The sequence below is a fragment of the Streptomyces curacoi genome (genome assembly GCF_001513975.1).
In the GTDB taxonomy this organism is placed as follows: domain Bacteria; phylum Actinomycetota; class Actinomycetes; order Streptomycetales; family Streptomycetaceae; genus Streptomyces; species Streptomyces curacoi.
On sequence record NZ_KQ947987.1, the window covers coordinates 281838 to 303204 of the forward strand.

Consider the following 21367-nt stretch of genomic DNA (forward strand, 5'->3'; position numbering starts at 1 on the left):
GGAGGCCACCGTATGAGCACCTCCACCACGTCGGCTCCACCGCCCGGCACCCAGGAGCCGCCGCCGACTAAGGCCCCACCGCGGCGCGGACGGCGTCCGGCGCGCACCGGCCGGCGGCGGGCGCTGCGCAGGGACTGGCAGCTGTACTCGCTGGCCGTGCTGCCGCTGCTGTTCTTCCTGGTCTTCCGCTATCTGCCGATGATCGGCAACGTGATCGCCTTCCGGCGCTTCGAGCCGGGCGGTTCGATCTTCGGCGAGGAGTGGGTGGGGCTGCGCTATGTCGAGATGTTCCTCAGCGACCCCACCTTCTGGCAGGTGTTCCGCAACACCCTCTGGCTCGGCGGGCTCACGCTCGTCTTCTGCTTCCCGATCCCGATCGTGCTGGCGCTGCTGCTGAACGAGGTGCGCCGACGTGCGCTGAAACGGTTCGTGCAGTCGGTGTCCTACCTTCCGCACTTCCTGTCGATCGTGATCGTCGCGGGCATCACCATGCAGATGCTCGCCACGGTCGGGCCGGTCAACCACGTCCTGGGATGGTTCGGGCACGACCCGATCCGGTTCGTCCAGGAACCCGAGTGGTTCCGCACCATCTACGTCGGCTCGGAGATCTGGCAGACCGCCGGCTGGGGCACGATCCTCTACCTCGCCGCGCTCACCACCATCGACGAGGACCTCTACGAGGCCGCGCGCATCGACGGCGCCAACCGCTGGCAGCAGATCTGGCACGTCACCCTGCCCGGCATCCGGCCCACCATGATCACGCTGCTGATCCTCAACATCGGCACGTTCATGGCGGTCGGCTTCGAGAAGGTCCTGCTGCTGTACAACCCGCTGACCTATCCCACCGCCGATGTGATCTCGACGTACCTGTACCGCGCCGGCGTCGAGTCCAACAGCTTCAGCTACGCCGCCGCCATCGGCCTGTTCGAGGCGATCATCGGCCTGGTGCTGATCACGTCCGCCAACCAGCTCTCGCGTCGCACAGTGGGGACCAGCCTGTGGTGAAGCCGAGCCGCTCCTACCGCGTCTTCCAGGGCGTCAACGGCGTCATCCTCACCCTGGTCGTGGTCGTGACCCTGTATCCGTTCGTCAACATCATCGCCCGCTCGTTCAGCGGGGAACGCCAGATCCGGGCCGGCGAAGTGACGCTGTGGCCCGAGGGGTTCAACCTCACCACGTACAAGATCGTGTTCCAGGACTCGATGTTCTGGCGGAACTACGGCAACACCGTGCTGTACACGGTCGTGTCCACCGCCGTGGCCATGGTGCTGACCACGTGTTATGCGTACGTCCTGTCGAAGAAGCACCTCAAGGGGCGCGGCGCGCTCGTCGGCATCGCCGTGTTCACCATGTTCTTCACCGGCGGACTGATCCCCAACTACGTCCTGGTCACCAGCCTCGGCCTGAAGAACACCGTCTGGGCCATCGCGCTCCCGAACGCCATCAGCGTGTTCAACCTGCTGGTGATGAAGGCCTTCTTCGAGAGCCTGCCGACCGAGCTGGAGGAGGCCGCGCAGATCGACGGCCTGAGCACGTACGGCATTCTGCTGCGGATCGTGCTGCCGCTGTCGAAGGCGGTCGTCGCCACCATGGTGCTGTTCTACTCGGTGTCCTTCTGGAACTCCTGGTTCAGCGCCTTCCTCTACCTGGACAGAGCCGAGCTGATGCCGGCCACCGTCTATCTGCGCAACCTCATCTCGGGCGCCACCACGGGCGGCAACGCCGGCGCCGTCGACGCCCAGCTCAGCCAGGTGGGGGCGAACATCCAGGCGGTCACGATCGTGCTTACCTCGCTGCCCATCCTCTGTGTCTACCCGTTCGTCCAGCGCTACTTCGTCTCGGGCGTGATGCTCGGCGCGGTCAAGGGCTAACCAAAGGAGCAACCGTGAAGAACACAGGACAGCTGTCGCGGCGTCAGATCCTGGCCGCCACCGGTTTCCTCGGCCTCGCCACCCTCACCGGCTGCGGCAGCGGCGACGACGGCGCGGAGTCCAAGGACCTGTCGAAGAAGAGGGACGGCGCGATGAAGGAGTACCGCGCCGGCCAGCAGTTCAAGGCGACCGAGCCGCTGTCCTTCTCGGTCCTGCACAACAACAACCCCGTCTACCCGATGAAGAACGACTGGCTGTTCTGGCAGGAGCTCACCAAGCGCACCGGCATCACCCTGAAGCCCGTCGCCGTCCCCCTGGTCGACTACGAGAAGAAGCGCAGCGTCCTCATCGGCTCGGGCGACGCCCCCTTCCTGATCCCCAAGACCTACCACCCCTCCGAGGTCGCCTTCGTGTCGTCGGGCGCGATCCTCCCGGTCAGCGACCATGTGCACCTGATGCCCAACTTCCAGGACAAGGTCAGGCGTTGGAAGCTGGAGCCGGAGATCGACTCCATCCGGCAGTCCGACGGCAAGTTCTATCTGCTGCCCGGCCTGCACGAGAAGGCCAGAGCCGGCTACTCGCTGGCGCTGCGCACGGACGTCCTCGACCGGCTGGGGCTGAGCCTGCCCACCACCTGGGACGAGGTGTACGAGGTCTTCGGGGCGATCAAGGAGGAGTACCCGGACCGCTACCCCTTCTCCGACCGCTGGAGCAAGAACACGCCCTACCCGGCCGCCGCCCTCTTCAGCTACCTCGGCCAGGCGTACGGCGTCCGGGCCGGCTGGACGTACGACAACATCAGCTGGGACGCGAACGCGCAGAAGTACGTCTTCACCGGAGCGACGGACGCCTTCCGGCAGATGATCGAGTACGTGCGCAAGCTGGTCGCCGAGAAGCTGATGGACCCGGAGAGCTTCACCCAGACCGACGACGAGGCCGCGCAGAAGCTGCTGGGCGAGAAGTCGTTCGCGATCAGCGCCAACCCGCAGGTACTGGTGCAGGAATACCGGTACAACCTGCGGAAGCAGGTCAAGGGCGCGAAGATCGAGATGATCCCGGTACCGCTGGGACCGGCCGGTCCCGTGGTGCTGGGCGGCGTCCGGCTGGAGAACGGCCTGATGATCTCCAGCAAGGCGCTGAAGAGCGACAGCTTCGTCGCGATGATGCAGTTCGTGGACTGGCTCTGGTACTCGGACGAGGGCCAGCGGTTCGCCCGGTGGGGCGTCGAGGGCGTGACCTACACCCGCTCCGGGAGCCAGTACAAGCCCAAGCCCGGCATCAGCCTCATGGGCTCCGTCCCGGACGCCCCGAAGGACATGCAGAAGGACTACGGCTTCTACAACGGCGTCTTCGCCTACGGCGGCAGCTGGGAGCTCGTCTCCTCCACGTTCAGCCCGGACGAGCAGAAGTTCCAGGACGCCATGTCCCAGCGCGAACAGACGCCCATCGGCCCGGCCCACCCGCTGCAGTCGTTCGAGCAGGAACAGGCCTCCCTGTGGGAGACCCCGCTCAGGGACCACGTCACCCAGAACACCCTGAAGTTCGCCCTCGGCAAGCGCCCCCTGTCCGAATGGGACGCCTACGTCTCGGAGTTGAAGGCGAAGAACATGCAGCGCTTCGTCGACCTGCACAACAAGGCCTACGAGCGCTACAAGAAGGAGAACGGGTGAGCAGCGGCGTCCGCACGGCCGACTTCGGCACCGGAGTCCTCTCCCGCGCTGCCGCCCTGATCCACACCCTGGTCACCGTAGAGGCCCTGCTGCTCCTCACCGCCTCACCCGGACTGGCCGGCCTGCTCCTGCTCGGCCCCGACCCGGCCAACCTGCCCCTGGCCGCCGTATGCCTGCTGCCGCTGGGCCCCGCCCTGTCCGCCGCTCTCTACGCCCTGCACCACCGCACCGCCGACCTCACCGACCTGCACCCGGCCCGCGCCTACGCACGCGGCTGGCGCCTCAACGCCCTCGCGGCCCTGAAGCTCTGGACGCCCCTGCTCGGCTGGCTGACCCTCATCGCGTTCACTCTCACCCACTTCTCCGCCACCGGCCTGCCCGGCTGGTGGGCCGTGCTGCTCGGGGTGATCGGCGGCGGCTCCCTGCTGTGGGGCGCGCACGCGCTGGTCCTCACTTCGCTGTTCGCCTTCCGGGGCCGCGACACCGCCCGCCTCGCCGCCTACTTCCTCTTCCGGCACGCCCGCGCCACCCTCGGCGCCGCCTCCCTGCTGGTACTGGTGGCCGCGTCGACCGCCCTGCTCACCGAGGCCATGCCCGCCCTGCTGGCCGCCCCGCTGCTGCTCTCCCTGCTGCACAGCAGCCGCCCGGTGATCGCCGAGACCCAGGAGGACTTCACGGTATGACCGCGCCGCGCACTCCGAAGATCCCGTACGGCGGCGACTACAACCCCGAGCAGTGGCCCGAACCCACCTGGGACGACGACCACCGGCTGTTCACGCAGGCCGGCATCGACACCCTCACCATCGGCGTCTTCTCCTGGTCCCTCACCCAACCCGCCCCGGACACCTACGACTTCACGGTCCTCGACCGCATCGTCGGCCGCGCCGCCGCCGAGGGCCGCCGGATCTGCCTCGCCACCGGCACCGCGGCCCTGCCGCCCTGGCTCGCGAAGAGCCACCCCGAGGTCAACCGCACCGACTTCGAGGGCCGCCGCCACCGCTACGGCCAGCGCCACAACTTCTGCCCCAGCTCCCCGGCGTACCGCGGCCACGCCACGGCCATGGCGGCCCGCCTCGCCGAACGCTACGCCGACCACCCGGCCCTGCTCGCCTGGCACATCAACAACGAGTACGGCGGCGCCTGTTACTGCGACCTGTGCGCCGAGGCGTTCCGGGAGTGGCTGAGGGACAGGTACGGCACTCTCGACGCCCTCAACGACGCCTGGTGGACCACCTTCTGGTCCCACCGCTACACGGACTGGGCCGGGATCGAGCCGCCGAACGCCCTCACCGAGCACTGGCGCGGCCCCGACCACACCGCCTTCCAGGGCATCACCCTCGACTACTTCCGCTTCACCACCGACGCCCTGCTCGGCTGCTTCCTCGCCGAGAAGGAGGCGATCCGGCGGCACGATGCGGCGACCCCCGTCACCACCAACTTCATGGGCATGTTCCGCCCCCTCGACTACCACCGCTGGGCGCCCCACCTCGACTTCGCCTCCTGGGACAGCTACCCGCCCCTCGACGCCCCGCCGACCTGGCCCGCCCTCGCCCACGACCTGATGCGGGGCCTGAAGGACGGTGCCCCCTTCTGGCTGATGGAGCAGACCCCGTCCACCACGGCCTGCCGTGACGTCAACCCGCTGCGGCGCCCCGGCGAGCTCCGCCTCGCCACCTTCCAGGCCATCGCCCACGGCGCCGACGCCGCCCTCTACTTCCAGATGCGCGCCTCCCGCGGCGCCTGCGAGAAGTACCACGGCGCGGTCATCGGCCACGCGGGCCGTGCCGACACCCGCGTCTTCCGCGAAGTGGCCGACCTCGGACGCGAGTTGGTGCTGCTCGGAGACGCGACCCTCGGCGCCCGCACCCCCGCCCGCACCGCCCTGCTCTTCGACTGGGACAGCTGGTGGGCCCTGGAGATCTCCGACGGCCCCTCCCGGCTGGTCAGGTACCAGGACGTGCTGCACACCTACTACCGGGCCGCCCGGGCGGCCGGCGCGGACGTCGACGTCGTACCGGTCACCGCCGACCTCACGCCGTACGACGTAGTCCTTGCCCCCGTCCTGCACATGATCAAGGGCGACCTGGCAGAGCGCCTCGAAGCCGTCGCCGCACGCGGCGGCACGGTCCTCACGACCTTCCTCTCCGGCCGCGTCGACGAACACGACCGCGCCTTCCCCACCGACGTACCCGGCCCGCTGGCCCCGCTCATGGGCGTCCGCGTCGACGAGTGGGACGCACGGCCGCCGGAGTTCGTCCAGCCCGTCCCCGAGCTGACGGCAAAGGCGCGGCTCGTCTTCGAGATCGTGCTGCCGCGGGGCGCCGAGCCGGTCGCCACATACGGCGCCGACTTCTACGCGGGCACCCCCGCCGTGACCCGGAACCGGTTCGGCGGGAGCGGGGGAGAAGGCTGGTACGTCGCCACCGCCCTCGACCAGCCGGGCGTCGACGAGGTGGTACGGCGCGTCCTGGCCCGCCACGACCTGCTCGGCCCGTACGCCGAGCACCTGGGTCTGGAGACCGCGACCCGCGTCACCCCCGACGGCACCCGCCTCCTCTTCCTCCTCAACCACGCCCCCGAGCCGGCCCGCCTGACCGCCCGCACCCCCGCGACCGATCTGCTGACCGGCAAGCGGGTCGAGGAGGGCGAACCCCTGACCCTCGACCCGCTGGGCACAGCCGTCCTGCGCCTTCAGTAGATGCGCCGCCCATGTGCGTCGGGCACACCCGACTTGCGGAAGAAGTAGCTGTTGACCTGATCGCGCCACTCGCGGGCGCTGCGGAGCTGCTCCTCGAACCGCTCCGCCACCCGCGCGTGGCGCGCCGGATCCACCAGCCCGGCCAGCGAGGCCCATACCTCCCGGGCCGCCTCCACCTCCTCGACACCCTCGAAGTGCGTGTCGTATATGTGCTGGATCACCGTCTTACCGCTGTGCAGTGTGTGCCCGTACGACACGTGGTGGAAGAACAGCAGAAGCTCGTCGGGACAGGTCTCCGGCGACTCGTACAGCTCGGCCCACGGCTTGGGGTACTGCCCCGCGAAGCCGGTACCGGTGGCGCGGCTGCGGTCGACCCCCACTCCGTCCCGGTCGGCGAAGTGATACGTCCCCCACGGGCTGTACTCGTATCCGTCCACGCTCGGCCCGTAGTGGTGTCCCGGCTGCACCATGAAGCCCACCCCGAGCGGCGCCGTGTACTTCTCGTACGTCCGCCACGAACCCTCCAGCACCGCGCGCAGCCCCGCCGCGGGTTCCGGGCCGAAGGTGAGCCGGATCCACTCGTCGAGGATCCCGCCCGGATCGGCGTCCGGCTGCCAGGCGAGCCGTCCGAAGGTGTAGAGGTTGGCCTGCGCGAGCGGATGCCCGGTCCAGAACGGGTCGGCCCCGACATTGGAGACGGCCACGAGGGCGTCGGCGAGACCCCCCACCGGCACTCCATCGGGCCGGAACCGCAGCACCTCGCTCCACATCGGCCCCAGCCAGCACACATGTCGCTGCTGCCCGGTGTACTCCTGCGTGGCCTGCAACTCCACCGCGAGCCGGGTCCGCGGCATCGCGCCGATCAGCGGTGAGACGGGCTCGCGCACCTGGAAGTCCATCGGCCCGTGCTTCACCTGCAGGACGGCGTTGTCGGCGAACTCGCCGTCCAGCGGCGCGAAATGGTCGTACGCGGCCCGCGCCCGGTCCGTCGTCCGGTCCCGCCAGTCCTGGCGGTGGTCGTAGACGAAGGCCCGCCAGTGGACCGTGCCGCCGTGCGGGGCGAGCGCGGCGGCCAGCATGTTGGCGCCGTCCGCATGACTGCGGCCGTACGCGAACGGCCCCGGCTGCCCCTCCGAGTCGGCCTTCACCACGTACCCGCCGAAGTCGGGTATCGCCTCGTACACCCGCGCGGTCGCCTCCGTCCACCACGCCCGCACCCGCTCGTCCAGCGGATCGGCCGTGGGCAGGCCGCCCAGCACCAGCGGCGCGGCGAAAGTGACCGACAGGTGCGTCCGGACGCCGTAGGGCCGCAACGCCCCGGCGATGTCGGCGACTTCACCGATCCGGTCGGTCAGCAGGTGCGCCTCGGTCTCGTGCACGTTGACGTTGTTCACGGCCACGGCGTTGATCCCGCAGGCCGCGAGCAGCCTGCCGTACCGCCGCACCCGCTCCAGCTCGCCGCGCGCCCTGCCGTCCGCCCAGAACAGCGATCCGCCCGCGTACCCGCGCTCCACCTGGCCCATGACCGGGTGCACGGCCACGTTGTCCCAGTGGTCGAGCATGCGCAGCGCGAGGGCCGGAACGTGCGTCTTTCGGGGCCGCCGCCCGCGGAAGGCGTCCTCGCCGAGCCGCACGACATGGAACAGCCCGTACAGCAGCCCGGCCCCACCGGCCGCGCTGACCGTCGTACGGCCGTCCTCGCGCCGGCAGGTGAACCCCTCGTCCCCGAGCCGGTCCGCGTCATCGCCCAGTTCGAGCACCAGGTCGCACGGGCCGCCGTCCGTGCCCCGCGCGACGCTCCCCCCGAACCGGCCGCAGGCGGCGGCCAGTTCGCGGTACACCGTGTCCACGAGCGGTCCCGCCCCGCGGACGAGCGTGTGCCGGCTGCCGACCGCCCGGAAGGCGGCGGCCGGCAGCCATGCCGGGTCCGGTTCCATGCCTCAGGCGATCGCCGCGCCGGTGCCGCGCGCGGCACCGATCAGATCGGAGCGCTCGGCGTCGTCGTAGACCGAGATGTCCACGTAGGCGCCCTCGGGGATGTCGAGGTTCGCCACCGTGACGTCCACGGTCTGAGAGGTGCCCGGAGCCTGGAAGGTGCCGACGTAGTGGTAGGAGCCGCCGGAGGTGTAGCTGACGGAGACGACGAACGTGTCGCCGTCGTTCTTCGTGTCGTAGACCCAGAGCTTCTCGTCGTACGGGTGGAACTCCACCTTGCCGATGAACCAGCCCGCGTCGGACATCTCCATCTTCACGGCCAGCCCGCCGGCGTCGTACGAGAAGTACGTGCCGTCGAACGGGTCGGTGAGATTCCCGCCGCTGCACGGACAGCTGTCCGTGTCGTAGTAGTACTTGCTCAGGCCGGGATTCGGGCTGTACGCCTGGGCCGGTGCGGCCGTGCCGAACAGGGCGCCGACCGCCAGGACCGCTCCGAGGAGCAGTCCCACGAACCGTCTTGTGCCGCTCATCCTCGCGTCTTCCCCTCCCTCGGATGGCCCGGTTCAGGACAGCAGCTCGACCTCCGAGAGCGTGGCTTCGCCGTCCAGCACCAGGCGGTACCTCCCGTACGTACCCGGCGATCCCACGGTGAACGCGCGTGTCTGCCTGTCCCAGGCGAAGGACTCCCCGGAACGCCGGTCGAGGGTGCGCCACGTGGTCCCGTCGGACGAGCCCTGGAGGGTCCAGCCGGCCGGCGCCTTCGCCCGGTCCGACGACGACGTCAGGGTGTACTGCACGGCCTCGGTACGCCCGGACACCGGCAGCTCCAGCGCGGTCACGCTCGCGTCGGTCGCCGAGGTGTCGTCGAACAGCGCCCCATCGCCGTTGAGTACGTCCGCCCTCGGCACCGGCACCTTGTCGTCCTTGGTGATCGACACCGGCGCCGCGTGCCTGCCGGTGCCCCACGACGACGGTCGCGGCCCCATGTCGAACTCCAGCACCCCGCCCTTCGCGATCAGCGAGTGCGGCAGCGAGGTCGACGACCACGGAACCCCGTTGACCTTCAGGCCCTGCACGTACACGTTTCGCGCGCTGTTCCTCGGCGCCTTGACCACCAGGTCCCTGCCGTTCTCCAGATGGACCGTCGCCCTGGTGAACAGGGGCGAGCCGATGGCGTACTCACCACTGCCCATCACCAGCGGATAGAAGCCCAGCGCGGAGAACAGGAACCAGGCCGACTGCTCGCCGTTGTCCTCGTCGCCGTGGTAGCCCTGCCCGATCTCACTGCCGACGTACAGCCGCGACAGCACCTCACGGACGTTCCGCTGCGCCTTCCAGGGCTGCCCGGCCGCGTCGTACATGTAGATGGCGTGGTGGGCGACCTGGTTGGAGTGACCGTACATGCCCATGCGGACGTCCCGCGCCTCCGTCATCTCGTGGATGACACCGCCGTAGGAGCCGACGAAGTCGGGCGAGGCGGTCTCCGGGGTGGCGAAGTACTCGTCGAGCTTGTCGGCGAGACCGTCGCGCCCGCCGTACAGGTTGGCCAGGCCCCGGCTGTCCTGGGGCGCCGTGAAGGCGTACCCCCAGCCGTTCGTCTCCGTGTAGTCGTACCCCCATACGCGCGGGTCGTACTTGGAGGACTCGACGCGCCAGTCGCCCTTCTCGTCCCGGCCCTGGAAGAAGCCCGCCCTGGAGTCGAAGAGGTTCACATAGCCGCGGGCCCGGTTCAGGAAGTACTCCGACTCCTCCTTGTACCGCTTCTCCCCGGTCTGCCTGTACAGGGCCTGGCCCATCCGCGCGATGCCGTAGTCGTTGAGGTAGCCCTCCAGCGCCCACGACAGGCCCTCGTGCGTCTCGGTGCCGGTGTAGCCGAGGAAGGGCGAGGTCGTCATGCCCTTGCGGCCCACGCCGGACGAGGGCGGTACGACGGTCGCGTTCTTCACGGCCGCGTCGTACGCCGACTTCGCGTCGAAGTCGACGCCCTTGACGTACGCGTCGGCGAAGGCGACGTCCGAGGAGGTGCCGGTCATCAGGTCCGCGTAGCCGGGGGAGGACCAGCGGGAGGTCCAGCCGCCGTCCTTGTACTGCTGCACGAAGCCGTCGACCATCTCGCCCGCCTGGCCGGGTGTCAGCAGTGAGTACGCGGGCCAGGTCGTCCGATAGGTGTCCCAGAAGCCGTTGTTGACGTACACCTTGCCGTCCACGATCTTCGCGCCGGTGTGCGTCGGGGTGTCGGGCTTCGGCATCGGTGAGAACGGTGACGCGTACTGGTACTTCTCACCGACCTTCTCGAACCCGGAGTTGGGGTACAGGTAGAGCCGGTACAGGCTGGAGTAGAGGGTGGTCAGCTGGTCCGGGGTCGCGCCCTCCACCTCGACCTTGCCGAGGAGGCGGTCCCACTGGCGCTGGGCACGTGACTTGACCGTCTCGAAGGAGGTGCCGTCGGGGATCTCCTGGCGCAGGTTGTCCTTGGCCTGGTCGACGCTGATGAGCGAGGTGGCCAGGCGCAGGGTGACGGTCCGGTCGGCTCCGGCGTCGAAGCGCAGGTGTCCCTTCACCCCGCCGGCGGAGCCCTCGGTCACGGGCTTGTCGAACACGCCGTACACGAACAGCCGTGTCGCTCCCGTCGACAGCCCGGACTTCACGTCCGAGTACCCGGTGACGGTCCCGTTCTCCTTGTCGAGGGTGAGCCCGGCCTGGTCCGTCACATTGTCGAAGAGGACGCTCGCGTCGTCGCCGGGGTAGGTGAAGCGCAGCGCCGCCGCGTGGTCGGTCGGCGCCATCTCCGCCTTCAGCCCGTTCTCGAACCGCACCCCGTAGTAGTACGGCCGCGCGATCTCGTTCTCGTGCCGGAAGGCGAGCTCCCGTGCCTCACGGCCCAGGTCCGGGGTGCCGGAGACGGCCGACGGCATCACCTGGAAGGTCTGCCGGTCGCCCATCCAGGGGCTGGGCTCGTGGCTCGCGCTGAACGCCTGGATCGTCGGCAGGTTGTCGTCGTTGTTCGCGCGTGCGTAGTCGTACAGCCAGCTCAGCGAGGCCGCGTTCGTCACCGGCGTCCAGAAGTTGAAGCCGTGCGGCACGGCGGTCGCCGGGAAGTTGTTGCCGCGTGAGAAGCCGCCGCTGGAGAGGGTGCCGCGGGTGGTGAGCGCGTAGTCGGACGGGTGGGCCTTGGGCTTCTCGGGCGGCACGCGCTTCAGCGCGATGTCGTCCAGCCAGCCGCGGAACTTCGCCGGGCCCTCCGGGGAGTCGTACGCCACCAGGATCCGGTCGACCGTCTTCCCGGCCGCGACCGACCCGATCCGTGAGACCACGTTGTTCCACTGGTTGACGTACAGCACCTTGGCCGCGCCCTGCCCGCGCGGGGACAGCGGGAAGCCGTGCTGGTCGGTGGCGCCGAGGTCGCTGAGATGGGTGCCGTCGGTGAAGGCCAGGTCGACCGAGACGTGCGTGGCGTCGTAGTCGCGGTCGCCGTCGGCCATCGACGGGAAGACCCGGTAGGAGAGCCGGGTGTCGCGGCCGACGGCCACGTTGACGTCGTAGACCTTGTTGTACGAGTACGCCCGCCCGTCCGCCGTGTGACGTCCGGCGTATCGCAGGGCTCGCTTGCCGGTGAAGCCCGCGCCCGCCTTCGCGGTCGGGGAGCCGCTCGGGCCGCGGTCGACGAGGGAGAGCATGTCCTGCGGCACCGGGCCGTCGCTGCCGCCCGTGGAGAACTGGACGTCGGCCAGTTGCAGGATGCCGGAGGCGCCGTTGTTCCTGGTGACCTCCAGCCGGAAGCGCTGGTACTCGGCCGGTTCGGTGATGTCGTACGTCTTTGTCTGGAACCGTTCGGTGAACGCCTCACCGGTGCGGGTGTCGAGGGTCTTCCAGTCGGTGCCGTCCGTGGAGCCCTTCAGGGTCCAGTCCTGCGGGTCCCGCTCGGCGTGGTCATTGGCCGAAGTGAGCGCGTATTTCGCGATTTTTACTGTTTTGTCCAGGTCGAACTCCAGCCACCCGGTGGGTTCGAAGACCAGCCACTTGCTGCTCGGCTCCCCGTCGACGAGGTTCTCCTTCACCTCCCCGCCGCCGGTGTTCTCGCCGCTCGCCCGTACGTCCGTGACATGGTCGGTCACATTGCCCGGAATGCCGCTGCTGTAGCCGCCGTCCACACCCGAGGCACGCTTGGCGCCGTCCGGGGCGGTGTCGACGGTGTTGAGCCAGTCGGGTGCCGGGTCGGCCGCCTCGAAGGAGGAGGTGAACTCCTGGTCGGGCGTCGCGGGAGCGTCCGGCAGGGCCACCGCCGCCCCCTGCGCGCTCACGGCCAAAGCGAAGGCGGCCGCCGACACGACCGCCGTTTCAACCCATCTGTGCCGAGCTCTCTGCTGCTTCAACGGGTACCCTCCCTGCGCACGGGACAACGTTGTCAACTTCGATGCGCAAGGATCAGTTGTGACCCAAGTGCTCAGCCATGTCAAGGGTGTTGGGTGTGACATTCGGGCCCAGGGACAGGGATTTTTCCGCCAAGGAACACACAGGCCGCTCATATTTCCGGCAGGTCTCAACTCGGAAAAGACCGTCGGCCAACCTTGCATTCGATCTTGCTCCGTTGGCGGGAAGTGGACTATACCTGTCGGCGATTCACACGATCCGCACTTCCTGCACGACCCAGCCTGCACGACCAGCTCGACCCGACCGCGGTGCCGGGGAGGATCCGGTTCACCGCCTGAGTCCTGGAGAAGGCGAGGACTTGAGCATGGGATCCACTTCCGCCGAGAACCCCGAGAACAACGGCTCCGCAGGTGTCGGACGCCGCGATCTGATCAAGCGGTCGGCCGCCCTCGGTCTGATCTCCGTACCGACGATGAGCTTCCTGTCCGCGTGCGCCACCGGCGGGGGCGGCGGCAACGAGGAGCCGACCAAGGCGCCGGGTGGCGCGAAGTCCGCCACCAACCCCCTCGGGGTCAAGGAGGGCCTCGCGCTGGAGGCGTTCATCTTCAAGGGCGGCCTGGGTGACCAGTACGCCAAGGACGCCGAGGCCGACTACAAGGCGAAGTACAAGGCCGAGGTCAAGCACACCGGCACCCAGCAGGTCGGCCCCAAGCTGACCCCGCGGTTCGCCGGCGGCAACCCGCCGGACGTCATCGACAACTCCGGCGCCGACCACCTCGACATGAACAAGCTGTCCACGCAGGGGCAGCTCCAGGACCTGCAGGCGCTGCTGGACGCGCCCTCGATGGACGACGCGAGCAAGAAGATCTCGGACGTCATCCACCCGAGCACCATCGAGAAGGGCAAGCACGGCGACACCTTCGACGTGCTCTACTACGCCTTCACCATCTACGGCACCTGGTACTCCCAGAAGGCCCTCGACGACAACGGCTGGGAATACCCCAAGTCGTTCGACGAGATGGTCAAGCTCTGCGGCGAGATCAAGAAGAAGGGCATCGCGCCCTGGACGTACGCCGGAAAGTATCCGTACTACGTCCACTTCAACCTGTTCGCCCAGATCGCCAAGATCGGCGGCATGGATGGCTGGATCGCCATCGACAACCTGGAGCCGAACGCCTGGACCAGCAGCGACGCGGTCAAGCAGGTCGTCGAGCACTACGAGGAGCTGGCCGCCAAGAAGTACTTCCTCCAGGGCAGCCAGGGCCTGACGCACATTCAGTCCCAGACCGCCTGGAACAAGGGCAAGGCCATCTTCATCCCCAACGGCTCCTGGGTGGAGAACGAGGCCGCCCCGACCACGCCCAAGGACTTCCAGATGTCCGTCGGCGCCCTCTTCGACGGCTCTGGCGACAAGATGCCGCACGGCACCCTGCGCGCCGAGCCCAGCGAGCCGTACATCGTGGCCGGCAAGGGCAAGAACCCGACGGGCGGCATGGAGCTGCTGCGCATCATGCTCTCCAAGAAGCACGCGCAGAACTTCGCCACCAAGGTCAAGTCGCTCACCTGTGTGGTCGACGCCACCGAGGGCATGACTCTCTCGCCGGGCCTCGCCTCGGCGAGCAAGGCCTTCAAGGACGCCGGCGACAACATCATCAGCCTCCAGCTGCAGGAGTGGTACCCCTCGCTGACGGACGAGAAGATCGGCGGTCTCACCGGGCAGCTGCTCACCGGCGAACTCAAGGCGGCCGACTGGATCAAAAGGACGCAGCAGTACGCCGACGCCGTCGCCAAGGACGACTCCGTCAAGAAGTTCAAGCGCGAGAAGTAGGCCGGGCACATACGAGAGGGAAGGGCCGGGAAGCAGCATGCAACACGGCAAATACCGATTCATCGTGGGCTTCCTGGCCCTGCCCGTCATCGTCTACGCGGTCTTCGTGATCTCGCCGTTCGTCCAGGCGTTCCAGATCTCGCTGACCGACTGGTCGGGGCTGGTCGGCACGGCGAAGTTCGTCGGCCTGGAGAACTTCGAGAAGCTGTGGCACAACGAGGATTTCTGGAACGCGCTGTGGCACAACGTCTACATGCTGATCGCGGTGCCGATCGTGACGCTGGGCCTCGGTCTGTTCTTCGCCTTCATGCTCAATGTGGGGGGAAAGCGCCGTAAGAACGAAGTCATCACCGGCGTCGCGGGCTCGAAGTTCTACCGTTTCGTCTTCTTCTTCCCGCAGGTCATCTCCATCACCATCATCGCCGTCATCTGGTTCAACATCTACAACCCGGACCCGCAGGACGGCATGCTCAACTCCCTGCTGGGCGCGGTCGGCCTGGACAGCCTCCAGAACGCCTGGCTGGGCGAGAAGAGCCTCGCCCTGCTGTGCATCATGGCGGTGATGATCTGGTCCCACGTGGGCTTCTACGTCGTGCTCTTCTCGGCGGCGATGGCGTCCATCCCGCGGGACATCTACGAGGCCGCGCTGCTCGACGGGGCGGGCCGCTTCCCCACCTTCTTCAGGATCACCCTGCCGCTGCTGTGGGACACCGTGCAGACCGGCTGGGTGTACATGGGCATCATCGCCCTGGACGGCTTCGCCCTGGTGCAGATCATGTCGGTGAACATGGGCGGTCCCGACGGCGCCACGGACGTCATGCCGCTGCGGCTGTATCTGACGGCGTTCCGCGACAGCCAGTTCGGCTACGCGTCCGCGATGGGCGTCGCGATGCTCATCGTCACCATGACGTTCGCAGTGCTCACCATGCGCTTCGCGCGGCGTGAGCGGATCGAGTTCTAGGGGTACGGGCGACATGACGACGGACACGAACACCGGCACGGTGACCAAGAGGGACGAGGCGGTCCGTCCCGGCGTCACCAGGAAGCTCGGCCCGACCGACGGCCGCTCCTCGGAGGGCGGCGTACTCCATGTCTTCTCGCACGGCATGCTCGTCCTGTGGGCGCTGATGGTCGGCGTGCCGCTGCTGTGGGTGCTGTGGAGCTCCTTCAAGACCAGCAACGGCATCCTCTCCGATCCCTGGGGGCTGCCGACCACGCTCCACTTCGAGAACTGGGCCAACGCCTGGAACAAGGCGAACATGGGCCAGTACTTCCTCAACACCGCGATCGTGGTGGGCGGTTCGGTGATCGGCACCATGGTGCTGGGCTCCATGGCGGCGTACGTACTGGCCCGGTTCACCTTCCCGGGCAACCGGTTCATCTACTTCATGTTCGTGGCCGGCATGTCCTTCCCGGTCTTCATGCTGGTGATCCCGCTGTTCTTCGTGCTGCGGGACTTCCCCGGCAGCCCGCTCCTCGCGACGTACCACGGGCTGATCCTCGTCTACATCGCCTATTCGCTGCCGTTCACCGTCTTCTTCATGACGGCCTTCTTCCGCACCCTGCCGACGTCGGTCGCGGAGGCGGCGCTGATCGACGGGGCGTCGCACACGCGAACGTTCTTCCAGGTGATGCTGCCGATGGCCAAGCCGGGCCTGATCAGCATCGGCATCTTCAACTTCCTGGGCCAGTGGAACCAGTACCTGCTGCCGATGGTCCTCAACCAGAACGAGGACAAGTACGTCCTCACCCAGGGCCTGGCGATGATCGCCCTCCAGCAGGGCTACGAGAACGACTGGGGCGCCCTGATGGCCGGCATGATGATCGCGATGCTGCCGGTGCTCATCGTCTACTTCATCTTCCAGCGACAGGTCCAGGCGGGACTGACGGCCGGTGCACTGAAGTAAACGCTGTCTGTTCGCCCCGCCGTAAGCACCGCGTCACGCGGTGTCATCCGTGAGCCGTCCCGCCCCGGGGCGGCTCACGTGTGCGTGTACACACCCCCGGATCCGGTTCAACCTCTTGACGGGAGCCAACCCGAACGGCTCAGCTTAGAGTTCACTAGTTGGACATAGACGGGGTCTCATCGAAGCGGCCCCGCGCGCAGGAGGTCGTCGTGGAGACTCCAGGGTCGCAGTCGTCGCTGCACCGAGCCAACCTGGAGCGGGTCGTACGGGCCGTCCGGCTGGCCGGATCGCTCACCCAGGCGGAGATCGCGAGGACCACGGGTCTGTCCGCGGCGACGGTCTCCAACATCGTCCGGGAGCTCAAGGACGGCGGAACGGTCGAGGTCACACCCACTTCGGCGGGTGGCCGCCGGGCCCGCAGCGTCTCCCTGAGCGGTGACGCCGGGATCGTCATAGGGGTCGACTTCGGGCACACGCATTTGCGCGTCGCGGTCGGGAATCTCGCCCACCAGGTGCTGGCCGAGGAGTCCGAGCCGCTCGATGTCGACGCCTCCTCGACGCAGGGCTTCGACCGGGCGGAGGAGCTGGTCAATCGCCTGATCGCAGCAACGGGCGTCGACCGGTCCAAGATCGCCGGGGTGGGCCTGGGCGTCCCGGGACCCATCGACGTCGAGTCCGGCACCCTCGGCTCGACCGCCATCCTGCCGGGCTGGACCGGCACCAAGCCCGCCGAGGAGCTGCGCGGCCGGCTCGGGGTGCCCGTGCACGTGGACAACGACGCCAACCTGGGCGCCCTGGGCGAGCTCGTCTGGGGCAGCGGGCGGGGCGTGCGCGACCTGGCGTACATCAAGGTCGCCAGCGGTGTCGGCGCCGGTCTGGTCATCAGCGGCAAGATCTACCGGGGCCCGGGTGGCACGGCGGGAGAAATCGGGCATATTACTCTTGATGAGTCCGGCCCGGTCTGCCGCTGCGGAAACCGTGGCTGCCTGGAGACCTTCGCGGCGGCGCGCTATGTGCTTCCGCTCCTCCAGTCCAGTCACGGCACCGACCTGACCATGGAGGGTGTCGTACGGCTGGCCAGGGACGGGGACCCGGGCTGCCGTCGGGTGATCGCCGACGTCGGCCGTCATATCGGCAGTGGAGTCGCCAATCTCTGCAATCTCCTGAACCCGAGCCGCGTGGTCCTGGGTGGTGATCTCGCCGAGGCCGGTGAGCTGGTCCTCGGGCCGATCCGGGAGTCCGTCGGCCGCTACGCCATTCCCAGTGCGGCGCGCCAACTGTCCGTTCTTCCCGGGGCACTTGGCGGTCGTGCGGAGGTGCTCGGAGCGCTCGCCCTCGCGCTCAGCGAGATGGGTGATTCAACCCTTTTGGACAGCACGCTGCATGCGGCCACCCCTGCCTTCACTTAGAGAACGGATGGCACCGTTGCCAACCCGTTAAGGATTTACTTCTTGACGTCGCACGTGTGGCCGAGTTGACTTCCAGCCACCTCGGCCGCAGTGTCGCGGCCTCGTCAGGGAGGTTTCTGAAGTGAACACGCGTATGCGCCGTGTCTCTGTTGCCATCGCCGCTGGTGCGATGGCCATCTCTCTCGCCGCCTGTGGCAGCGCTGAGGAAGCGGGTGGCGGCGACGAGACCGCCACCGCGGCCAAGGGCGACGACATCAAGGTCGGTCTCCTGCTCCCGGAGAACCAGACCGCGCGGTACGAGAAGTTCGACCGGCCTTTGATCGAGGAGAAGATCAAGGAGCTGACGAACGGCAAGGCCACCGTTGACTACAACAACGCCAAGCAGGACGCCAACCTGCAGGCCCAGCAGGTCGACACCATGATCACCAACAAGGTCGACGTGCTGATCCTGGACGCCGTCGACGCCAAGGCGATCAAGAACTCCGTGCAGCGGGCCGTCGACGCCGGCATCAAGGTCGTCGCCTACGACCGCCTGGCCGAGGGTCCGATCAGCGCCTACACCTCGTTCGACAACGTGCAGGTCGGCAAGACCCAGGGCGAAGCCCTGCTGACGGCCCTGGGCGACAAGGCCAAGGACGGCCAGGTCGTCATGATGAACGGCTCCGTCACCGACCCGAACGCCGCCCAGTTCAAGGAGGGCGCGCACTCCGTCCTCGACGGCAAGGTGAAGATCGGCAAGGAGTACGACACCAAGGAGTGGAAGCCGGAGAACGCCAACTCCAACATGGAGGCGGCCATCTCCGCGCTCGGCAAGGACAAGATCATCGGTGTCTACTCCGCCAACGACGGCATGGCGGGCGGCATCATCACGGCCCTGAAGGGCGCCGGCATCGACGTCCCGGTCACCGGCCAGGACGCCGAGCTCGCGGGGGTCCAGCGCATCGTCGCCGGTGAGCAGTACATGAGCGTCTACAAGCCGTACGCCCCCGAGGCCAACGCCGCCGCCGAGATGGCCGTCGCGCTCGCCCAGGGCAAGTCGCTCGACTCCATCGCCAAGGACAAGGTCGACAGCGGCAGCGCCAAGGCCATCCCGTCCGTCCTGGTCGACGTCACCTCGCTGACCAAGGACAACATCAAGGACACCGTCATCAAGGACGGCGTCTACACGATCGACGAGATCTGCGCGGGCAAGTACAAGGCTGCCTGCGACAAGATCGGCCTCAAGAAGTAAGCAGCGTCAGGTCCCTTCCAGATGCGGGAACTCCTCCTCGGATTCCCGCACGGGACATGACTGCCCCAGGCTCCTCCGGCGCCCCGCGCATCAGACAGCCCCGCAAGCTCGTGGCGGGGCGCCGGACGGAACTCCCCGCGGTGTGTCCCCCACCCACCCACCCCTGCATTTTCTCTGCACTACCTTCCGCCGGGTCAGGCGGCGAAGGAGATGGTTCACGTGTCCGCTACGCCCGTGCTGGCGTTGCGCGGGGTCTCCAAGCGGTTCGGTGCCGTTCAGGCGCTCACCGACGTAGAGCTTGAGGTCCACGCCGGTGAGGTTGTCGCCCTGGTCGGCGACAACGGCGCCGGAAAGTCCACGCTGGTCAAGACGATCGCCGGCGTGCACCCCATCGATGAGGGCGTCATCGAATGGGAAGGCAAGGCCGTTTCGATCAACCGGCCGCACGACGCCCAGAGCCTGGGCATCGCGACGGTCTACCAGGACCTCGCGCTCTGCGACAACATCGACGTCGTCGGCAACCTCTTCCTGGGCCGTGAGCTCAAGAAGCGCGGCATCCTCGACGAGGTCGAGATGGAGCGCCGCTCCCGCGAGCTGCTCCAGACGCTGTCGATCCGCATCCCCAGCGTCCGTATCCCGATCGCCTCGCTCTCCGGCGGCCAGCGCCAGACCGTGGCCATCGCCCGGTCCATGCTCGGCGAGCCCAAGCTGGTCATCCTGGACGAGCCCACCGCCGCCCTCGGCGTCGAGCAGACCGCCCAGGTCCTCGACCTCGTGGAGCGGCTGCGCGAGCGCGGGCACGCCGTCATCCTCATCAGCCACAACATGGCCGACGTCAAGGCCGTGGCGGACAAGGTCGCGGTCCTTCGCCTGGGCCGCAACAACGGCGTCTTCGAGGTCAAGACGACCTCGCAGGAGGAGATCATCTCCGCCATCACCGGCGCCACCGACAACGCCGTCACCCGCCGTGCGGCGCGCACGACCGGCTCGAACGGGGAGGTATCCAAGTGAGCGCCGAAAAGACCTCCACGACCGCGCAGGACGAGCACGCCGTCGAGAACCCCGAGGCCGCCGCGGCCGCGGTGACCGCGGTCGACCCCCGACTGCTGGTCCAGGAGCAGGGCCTCGCCGGCTACCTCGGCGAGTTCAAGCGCAAGATGAAGGCCGGTGAGCTGGGCTCCCTTCCGGTCATCCTCGGCCTGATCGTCATCTGCGTCGTCTTCCAGAGCCTGAACTCGGCGTTCCTCTCCGCGGAGAACCTGAGCAACATCACCATCACGATGGTCGGCACGGGCATGATCTCCGTCGGCATCGTGTTCGTGCTGCTGCTCGGCGAGATCGACCTGTCGGTCGGCTCGGTCAGCGGCGCGTCCAGCGCCATCGCCGCCGTCCTCGCGGTCAACCAGGGCTGGCCCGAGTGGGCCGCGGTGATCTTCGCCATCGCCGCCGGTGCCGCCATCGGCGCGGCGCACGGCTTCTTCTTCGCGGTGCTCGGCGCTCCCGCGTTCGCCGTCACCCTGGCCGGTCTGCTCTTCTGGCTGGGCTTCATGCTCCAGACGCTGGGCGAGAACGGCACGATCAACCTCGACAGCGACGGGTTCATCGGCCAGCTGACCACGTACCACTTCACGGACGTCGCCGCCGCGTACGGCCTGGCGGCCGTGGTCACCGCGCTGTTCTTCATCACCTCGTTCCTGGGCAACCGCCGGCGTGAGTCCGTCGGGATCCCGTTCCGGCCGCTGAGCGACACCCTCCTGCGGACGGTGCTGCTGGGCGTGGTCTCCTTCGCCGCGGCGATCATGTACAACCAGTACAAGGGTCTGCCGCTGGCCACGGTGATCTTCCTGGTCTTCCTGGTCGCCACGGACTTCGTGCTGCGCAGGACGTCGTACGGCCGCAAGGTCTTCGCGCTCGGTGGCAGTGTCGAGGCCTCGCGTCGCGCGGGTATCAACGTGACCGCGGTGCGGATCTCCGTGTTCGCCATCTCGGGCGGGTTCGCCGCGATCGGCGGTCTGTTCCTGGCCTCGAAGATCGCTTCGGCCAACCAGAGCGCCGGTACGGGTGACCTGCTGATGAACGCGATCGCCGCGGCCGTCATCGGCGGTACGTCGCTCTTCGGTGGGCGTGGGCGTACCTGGAACGCGCTGCTCGGTGTGCTGGTGATCGTGTCGATCCAGTACGGGCTCCAGCTGGAGTCGATCGCCGAGCCGGTGAAGTACATGATCACCGCGGGTGTTCTGTTGACCACGGTTGTGATCGACTCGATCACCCGTAAGACGCAGAAGACGGCGGGGCGCGCGTAACACCGCCCCGCACAGACCCTGTGCCCGGCACCGTGTGGCGGTGCCGGGCACAGTCGTGTCGTAGGAATGCCACGACTTGGGTACAGCCGAACGCGTGACGTACGACCCACCGCCCGGGCGTCGGCCGCAAGGGCGGAACATTAG

15 protein-coding genes are annotated in these 21367 nt (G+C 68.1%); 12 read left to right on the forward strand and 3 right to left on the reverse strand.

The window, feature by feature from the left end:
• Positions 1-12: 12 nt before the first annotated feature.
• From AQI70_RS14760 to AQI70_RS14780, 5 genes are read left to right on the forward strand one after another with little or no spacing between them, the layout of a single operon-like run.
• A complete protein-coding gene (locus tag AQI70_RS14760; protein ID WP_062148971.1) occupies positions 13-1005 on the forward strand; it encodes an ABC transporter permease in 993 nt (330 codons plus the stop codon).
• Positions 999-1871 (forward strand): carbohydrate ABC transporter permease, encoded by an 873-nt coding sequence (locus tag AQI70_RS14765; protein WP_062148973.1) that lies wholly within the window; start codon positions 999-1001, stop codon positions 1869-1871. The genes AQI70_RS14760 and AQI70_RS14765 overlap by 7 nt, the downstream gene beginning before the upstream one ends.
• A 14-nt stretch (positions 1872-1885) precedes the next feature.
• Positions 1886-3541 (forward strand): ABC transporter substrate-binding protein, encoded by a 1656-nt coding sequence (locus AQI70_RS14770; protein WP_062148976.1) that lies wholly within the window; start codon positions 1886-1888, stop codon positions 3539-3541.
• On the forward strand, positions 3538-4224 hold the full coding sequence (locus AQI70_RS14775; RefSeq protein ID WP_062148979.1) for a hypothetical protein: 687 nt from the start codon (positions 3538-3540) through the stop codon (positions 4222-4224). The genes AQI70_RS14770 and AQI70_RS14775 overlap by 4 nt, the downstream gene beginning before the upstream one ends.
• The gene (locus AQI70_RS14780; RefSeq protein ID WP_062148982.1) at positions 4221-6239 is read left to right on the forward strand and encodes a beta-galactosidase; all 2019 of its coding nucleotides are present in this window, start codon (positions 4221-4223) and stop codon (positions 6237-6239) included. Before AQI70_RS14775 ends, AQI70_RS14780 begins: the two co-directional genes overlap by 4 nt.
• Here AQI70_RS14780 and AQI70_RS14785 read toward each other — a convergent pair.
• Genes AQI70_RS14785 through AQI70_RS14795 form a run of 3 tightly spaced genes read right to left on the reverse strand, consistent with a single transcriptional unit; the run spans position 6233 to position 12481 of the window.
• Complete coding sequence (locus AQI70_RS14785) at positions 6233-8176, reverse strand: alpha-glucuronidase (protein ID WP_062148986.1); 1944 nt, start codon at positions 8174-8176, stop codon at positions 6233-6235. The genes AQI70_RS14780 and AQI70_RS14785 overlap by 7 nt on opposite strands.
• A gap of 3 nt (positions 8177-8179) precedes the next feature.
• A complete protein-coding gene (locus AQI70_RS14790; protein WP_062148989.1) occupies positions 8180-8704 on the reverse strand; it encodes a hypothetical protein in 525 nt (174 codons plus the stop codon).
• A gap of 33 nt (positions 8705-8737) precedes the next feature.
• Complete coding sequence (locus AQI70_RS14795) at positions 8738-12481, reverse strand: GH92 family glycosyl hydrolase (RefSeq protein WP_062150042.1); 3744 nt, start codon at positions 12479-12481, stop codon at positions 8738-8740.
• Between the two features lie 428 nt (positions 12482-12909).
• On the opposite strand from AQI70_RS14795, the gene ngcE reads away from it, so the two are divergent.
• From ngcE to AQI70_RS14830, 7 genes are all read left to right on the forward strand, one after another.
• Positions 12910-14373 (forward strand): N-acetylglucosamine/diacetylchitobiose ABC transporter substrate-binding protein, encoded by a 1464-nt coding sequence (gene ngcE / locus AQI70_RS14800; protein WP_062148993.1) that lies wholly within the window; start codon positions 12910-12912, stop codon positions 14371-14373.
• 37 nt (positions 14374-14410) lie between these two features.
• On the forward strand, positions 14411-15334 hold the full coding sequence (locus tag AQI70_RS14805; protein ID WP_062148996.1) for a carbohydrate ABC transporter permease: 924 nt from the start codon (positions 14411-14413) through the stop codon (positions 15332-15334).
• Positions 15335-15347: 13 nt separating this feature from the next.
• Entirely contained in the window at positions 15348-16280 is a 933-nt protein-coding gene (locus AQI70_RS14810; RefSeq protein WP_062148999.1) for a carbohydrate ABC transporter permease, read from the forward strand.
• Positions 16281-16489: 209 nt separating this feature from the next.
• Entirely contained in the window at positions 16490-17689 is a 1200-nt protein-coding gene (locus AQI70_RS14815) for an ROK family transcriptional regulator (protein WP_003997070.1), read from the forward strand.
• 133 nt (positions 17690-17822) lie between these two features.
• Positions 17823-18920, forward strand: a complete 1098-nt coding sequence (locus AQI70_RS14820; protein WP_062149002.1) for a sugar ABC transporter substrate-binding protein — start codon at positions 17823-17825, stop codon at positions 18918-18920.
• Positions 18921-19130: 210 nt separating this feature from the next.
• Positions 19131-19931, forward strand: coding sequence for an ATP-binding cassette domain-containing protein (locus AQI70_RS14825; RefSeq protein WP_037886161.1), 801 nt, complete (start codon positions 19131-19133; stop codon positions 19929-19931).
• Entirely contained in the window at positions 19928-21223 is a 1296-nt protein-coding gene (locus AQI70_RS14830; RefSeq protein ID WP_062149005.1) for a sugar ABC transporter permease, read from the forward strand. Before AQI70_RS14825 ends, AQI70_RS14830 begins: the two co-directional genes overlap by 4 nt.
• Positions 21224-21367 lie beyond the last annotated feature (144 nt).

Bases quoted from the DNA above. Each gene is read 5' to 3' on its own strand.
- AQI70_RS14760 (WP_062148971.1), top strand. From the start codon at position 13: ATGAGCACCTCCACCACGTCGGCTCCACCGCCCGGCACCCAGGAGCCG.
- AQI70_RS14780 (WP_062148982.1), top strand. From the start codon at position 4,221: ATGACCGCGCCGCGCACTCCGAAGATCCCGTACGGCGGCGACTACAAC.
- AQI70_RS14785 (WP_062148986.1), bottom strand. From the start codon at position 8,176: ATGGAACCGGACCCGGCATGGCTGCCGGCCGCCGCCTTCCGGGCGGTC.
- AQI70_RS14790 (WP_062148989.1), bottom strand. From the start codon at position 8,704: ATGAGCGGCACAAGACGGTTCGTGGGACTGCTCCTCGGAGCGGTCCTG.
- ngcE (WP_062148993.1), top strand. From the start codon at position 12,910: ATGGGATCCACTTCCGCCGAGAACCCCGAGAACAACGGCTCCGCAGGT.
- AQI70_RS14805 (WP_062148996.1), top strand. From the start codon at position 14,411: ATGCAACACGGCAAATACCGATTCATCGTGGGCTTCCTGGCCCTGCCC.
- AQI70_RS14810 (WP_062148999.1), top strand. From the start codon at position 15,348: ATGACGACGGACACGAACACCGGCACGGTGACCAAGAGGGACGAGGCG.
- AQI70_RS14820 (WP_062149002.1), top strand. From the start codon at position 17,823: ATGCGCCGTGTCTCTGTTGCCATCGCCGCTGGTGCGATGGCCATCTCT.
- AQI70_RS14825 (WP_037886161.1), top strand. From the start codon at position 19,131: ATGGTTCACGTGTCCGCTACGCCCGTGCTGGCGTTGCGCGGGGTCTCC.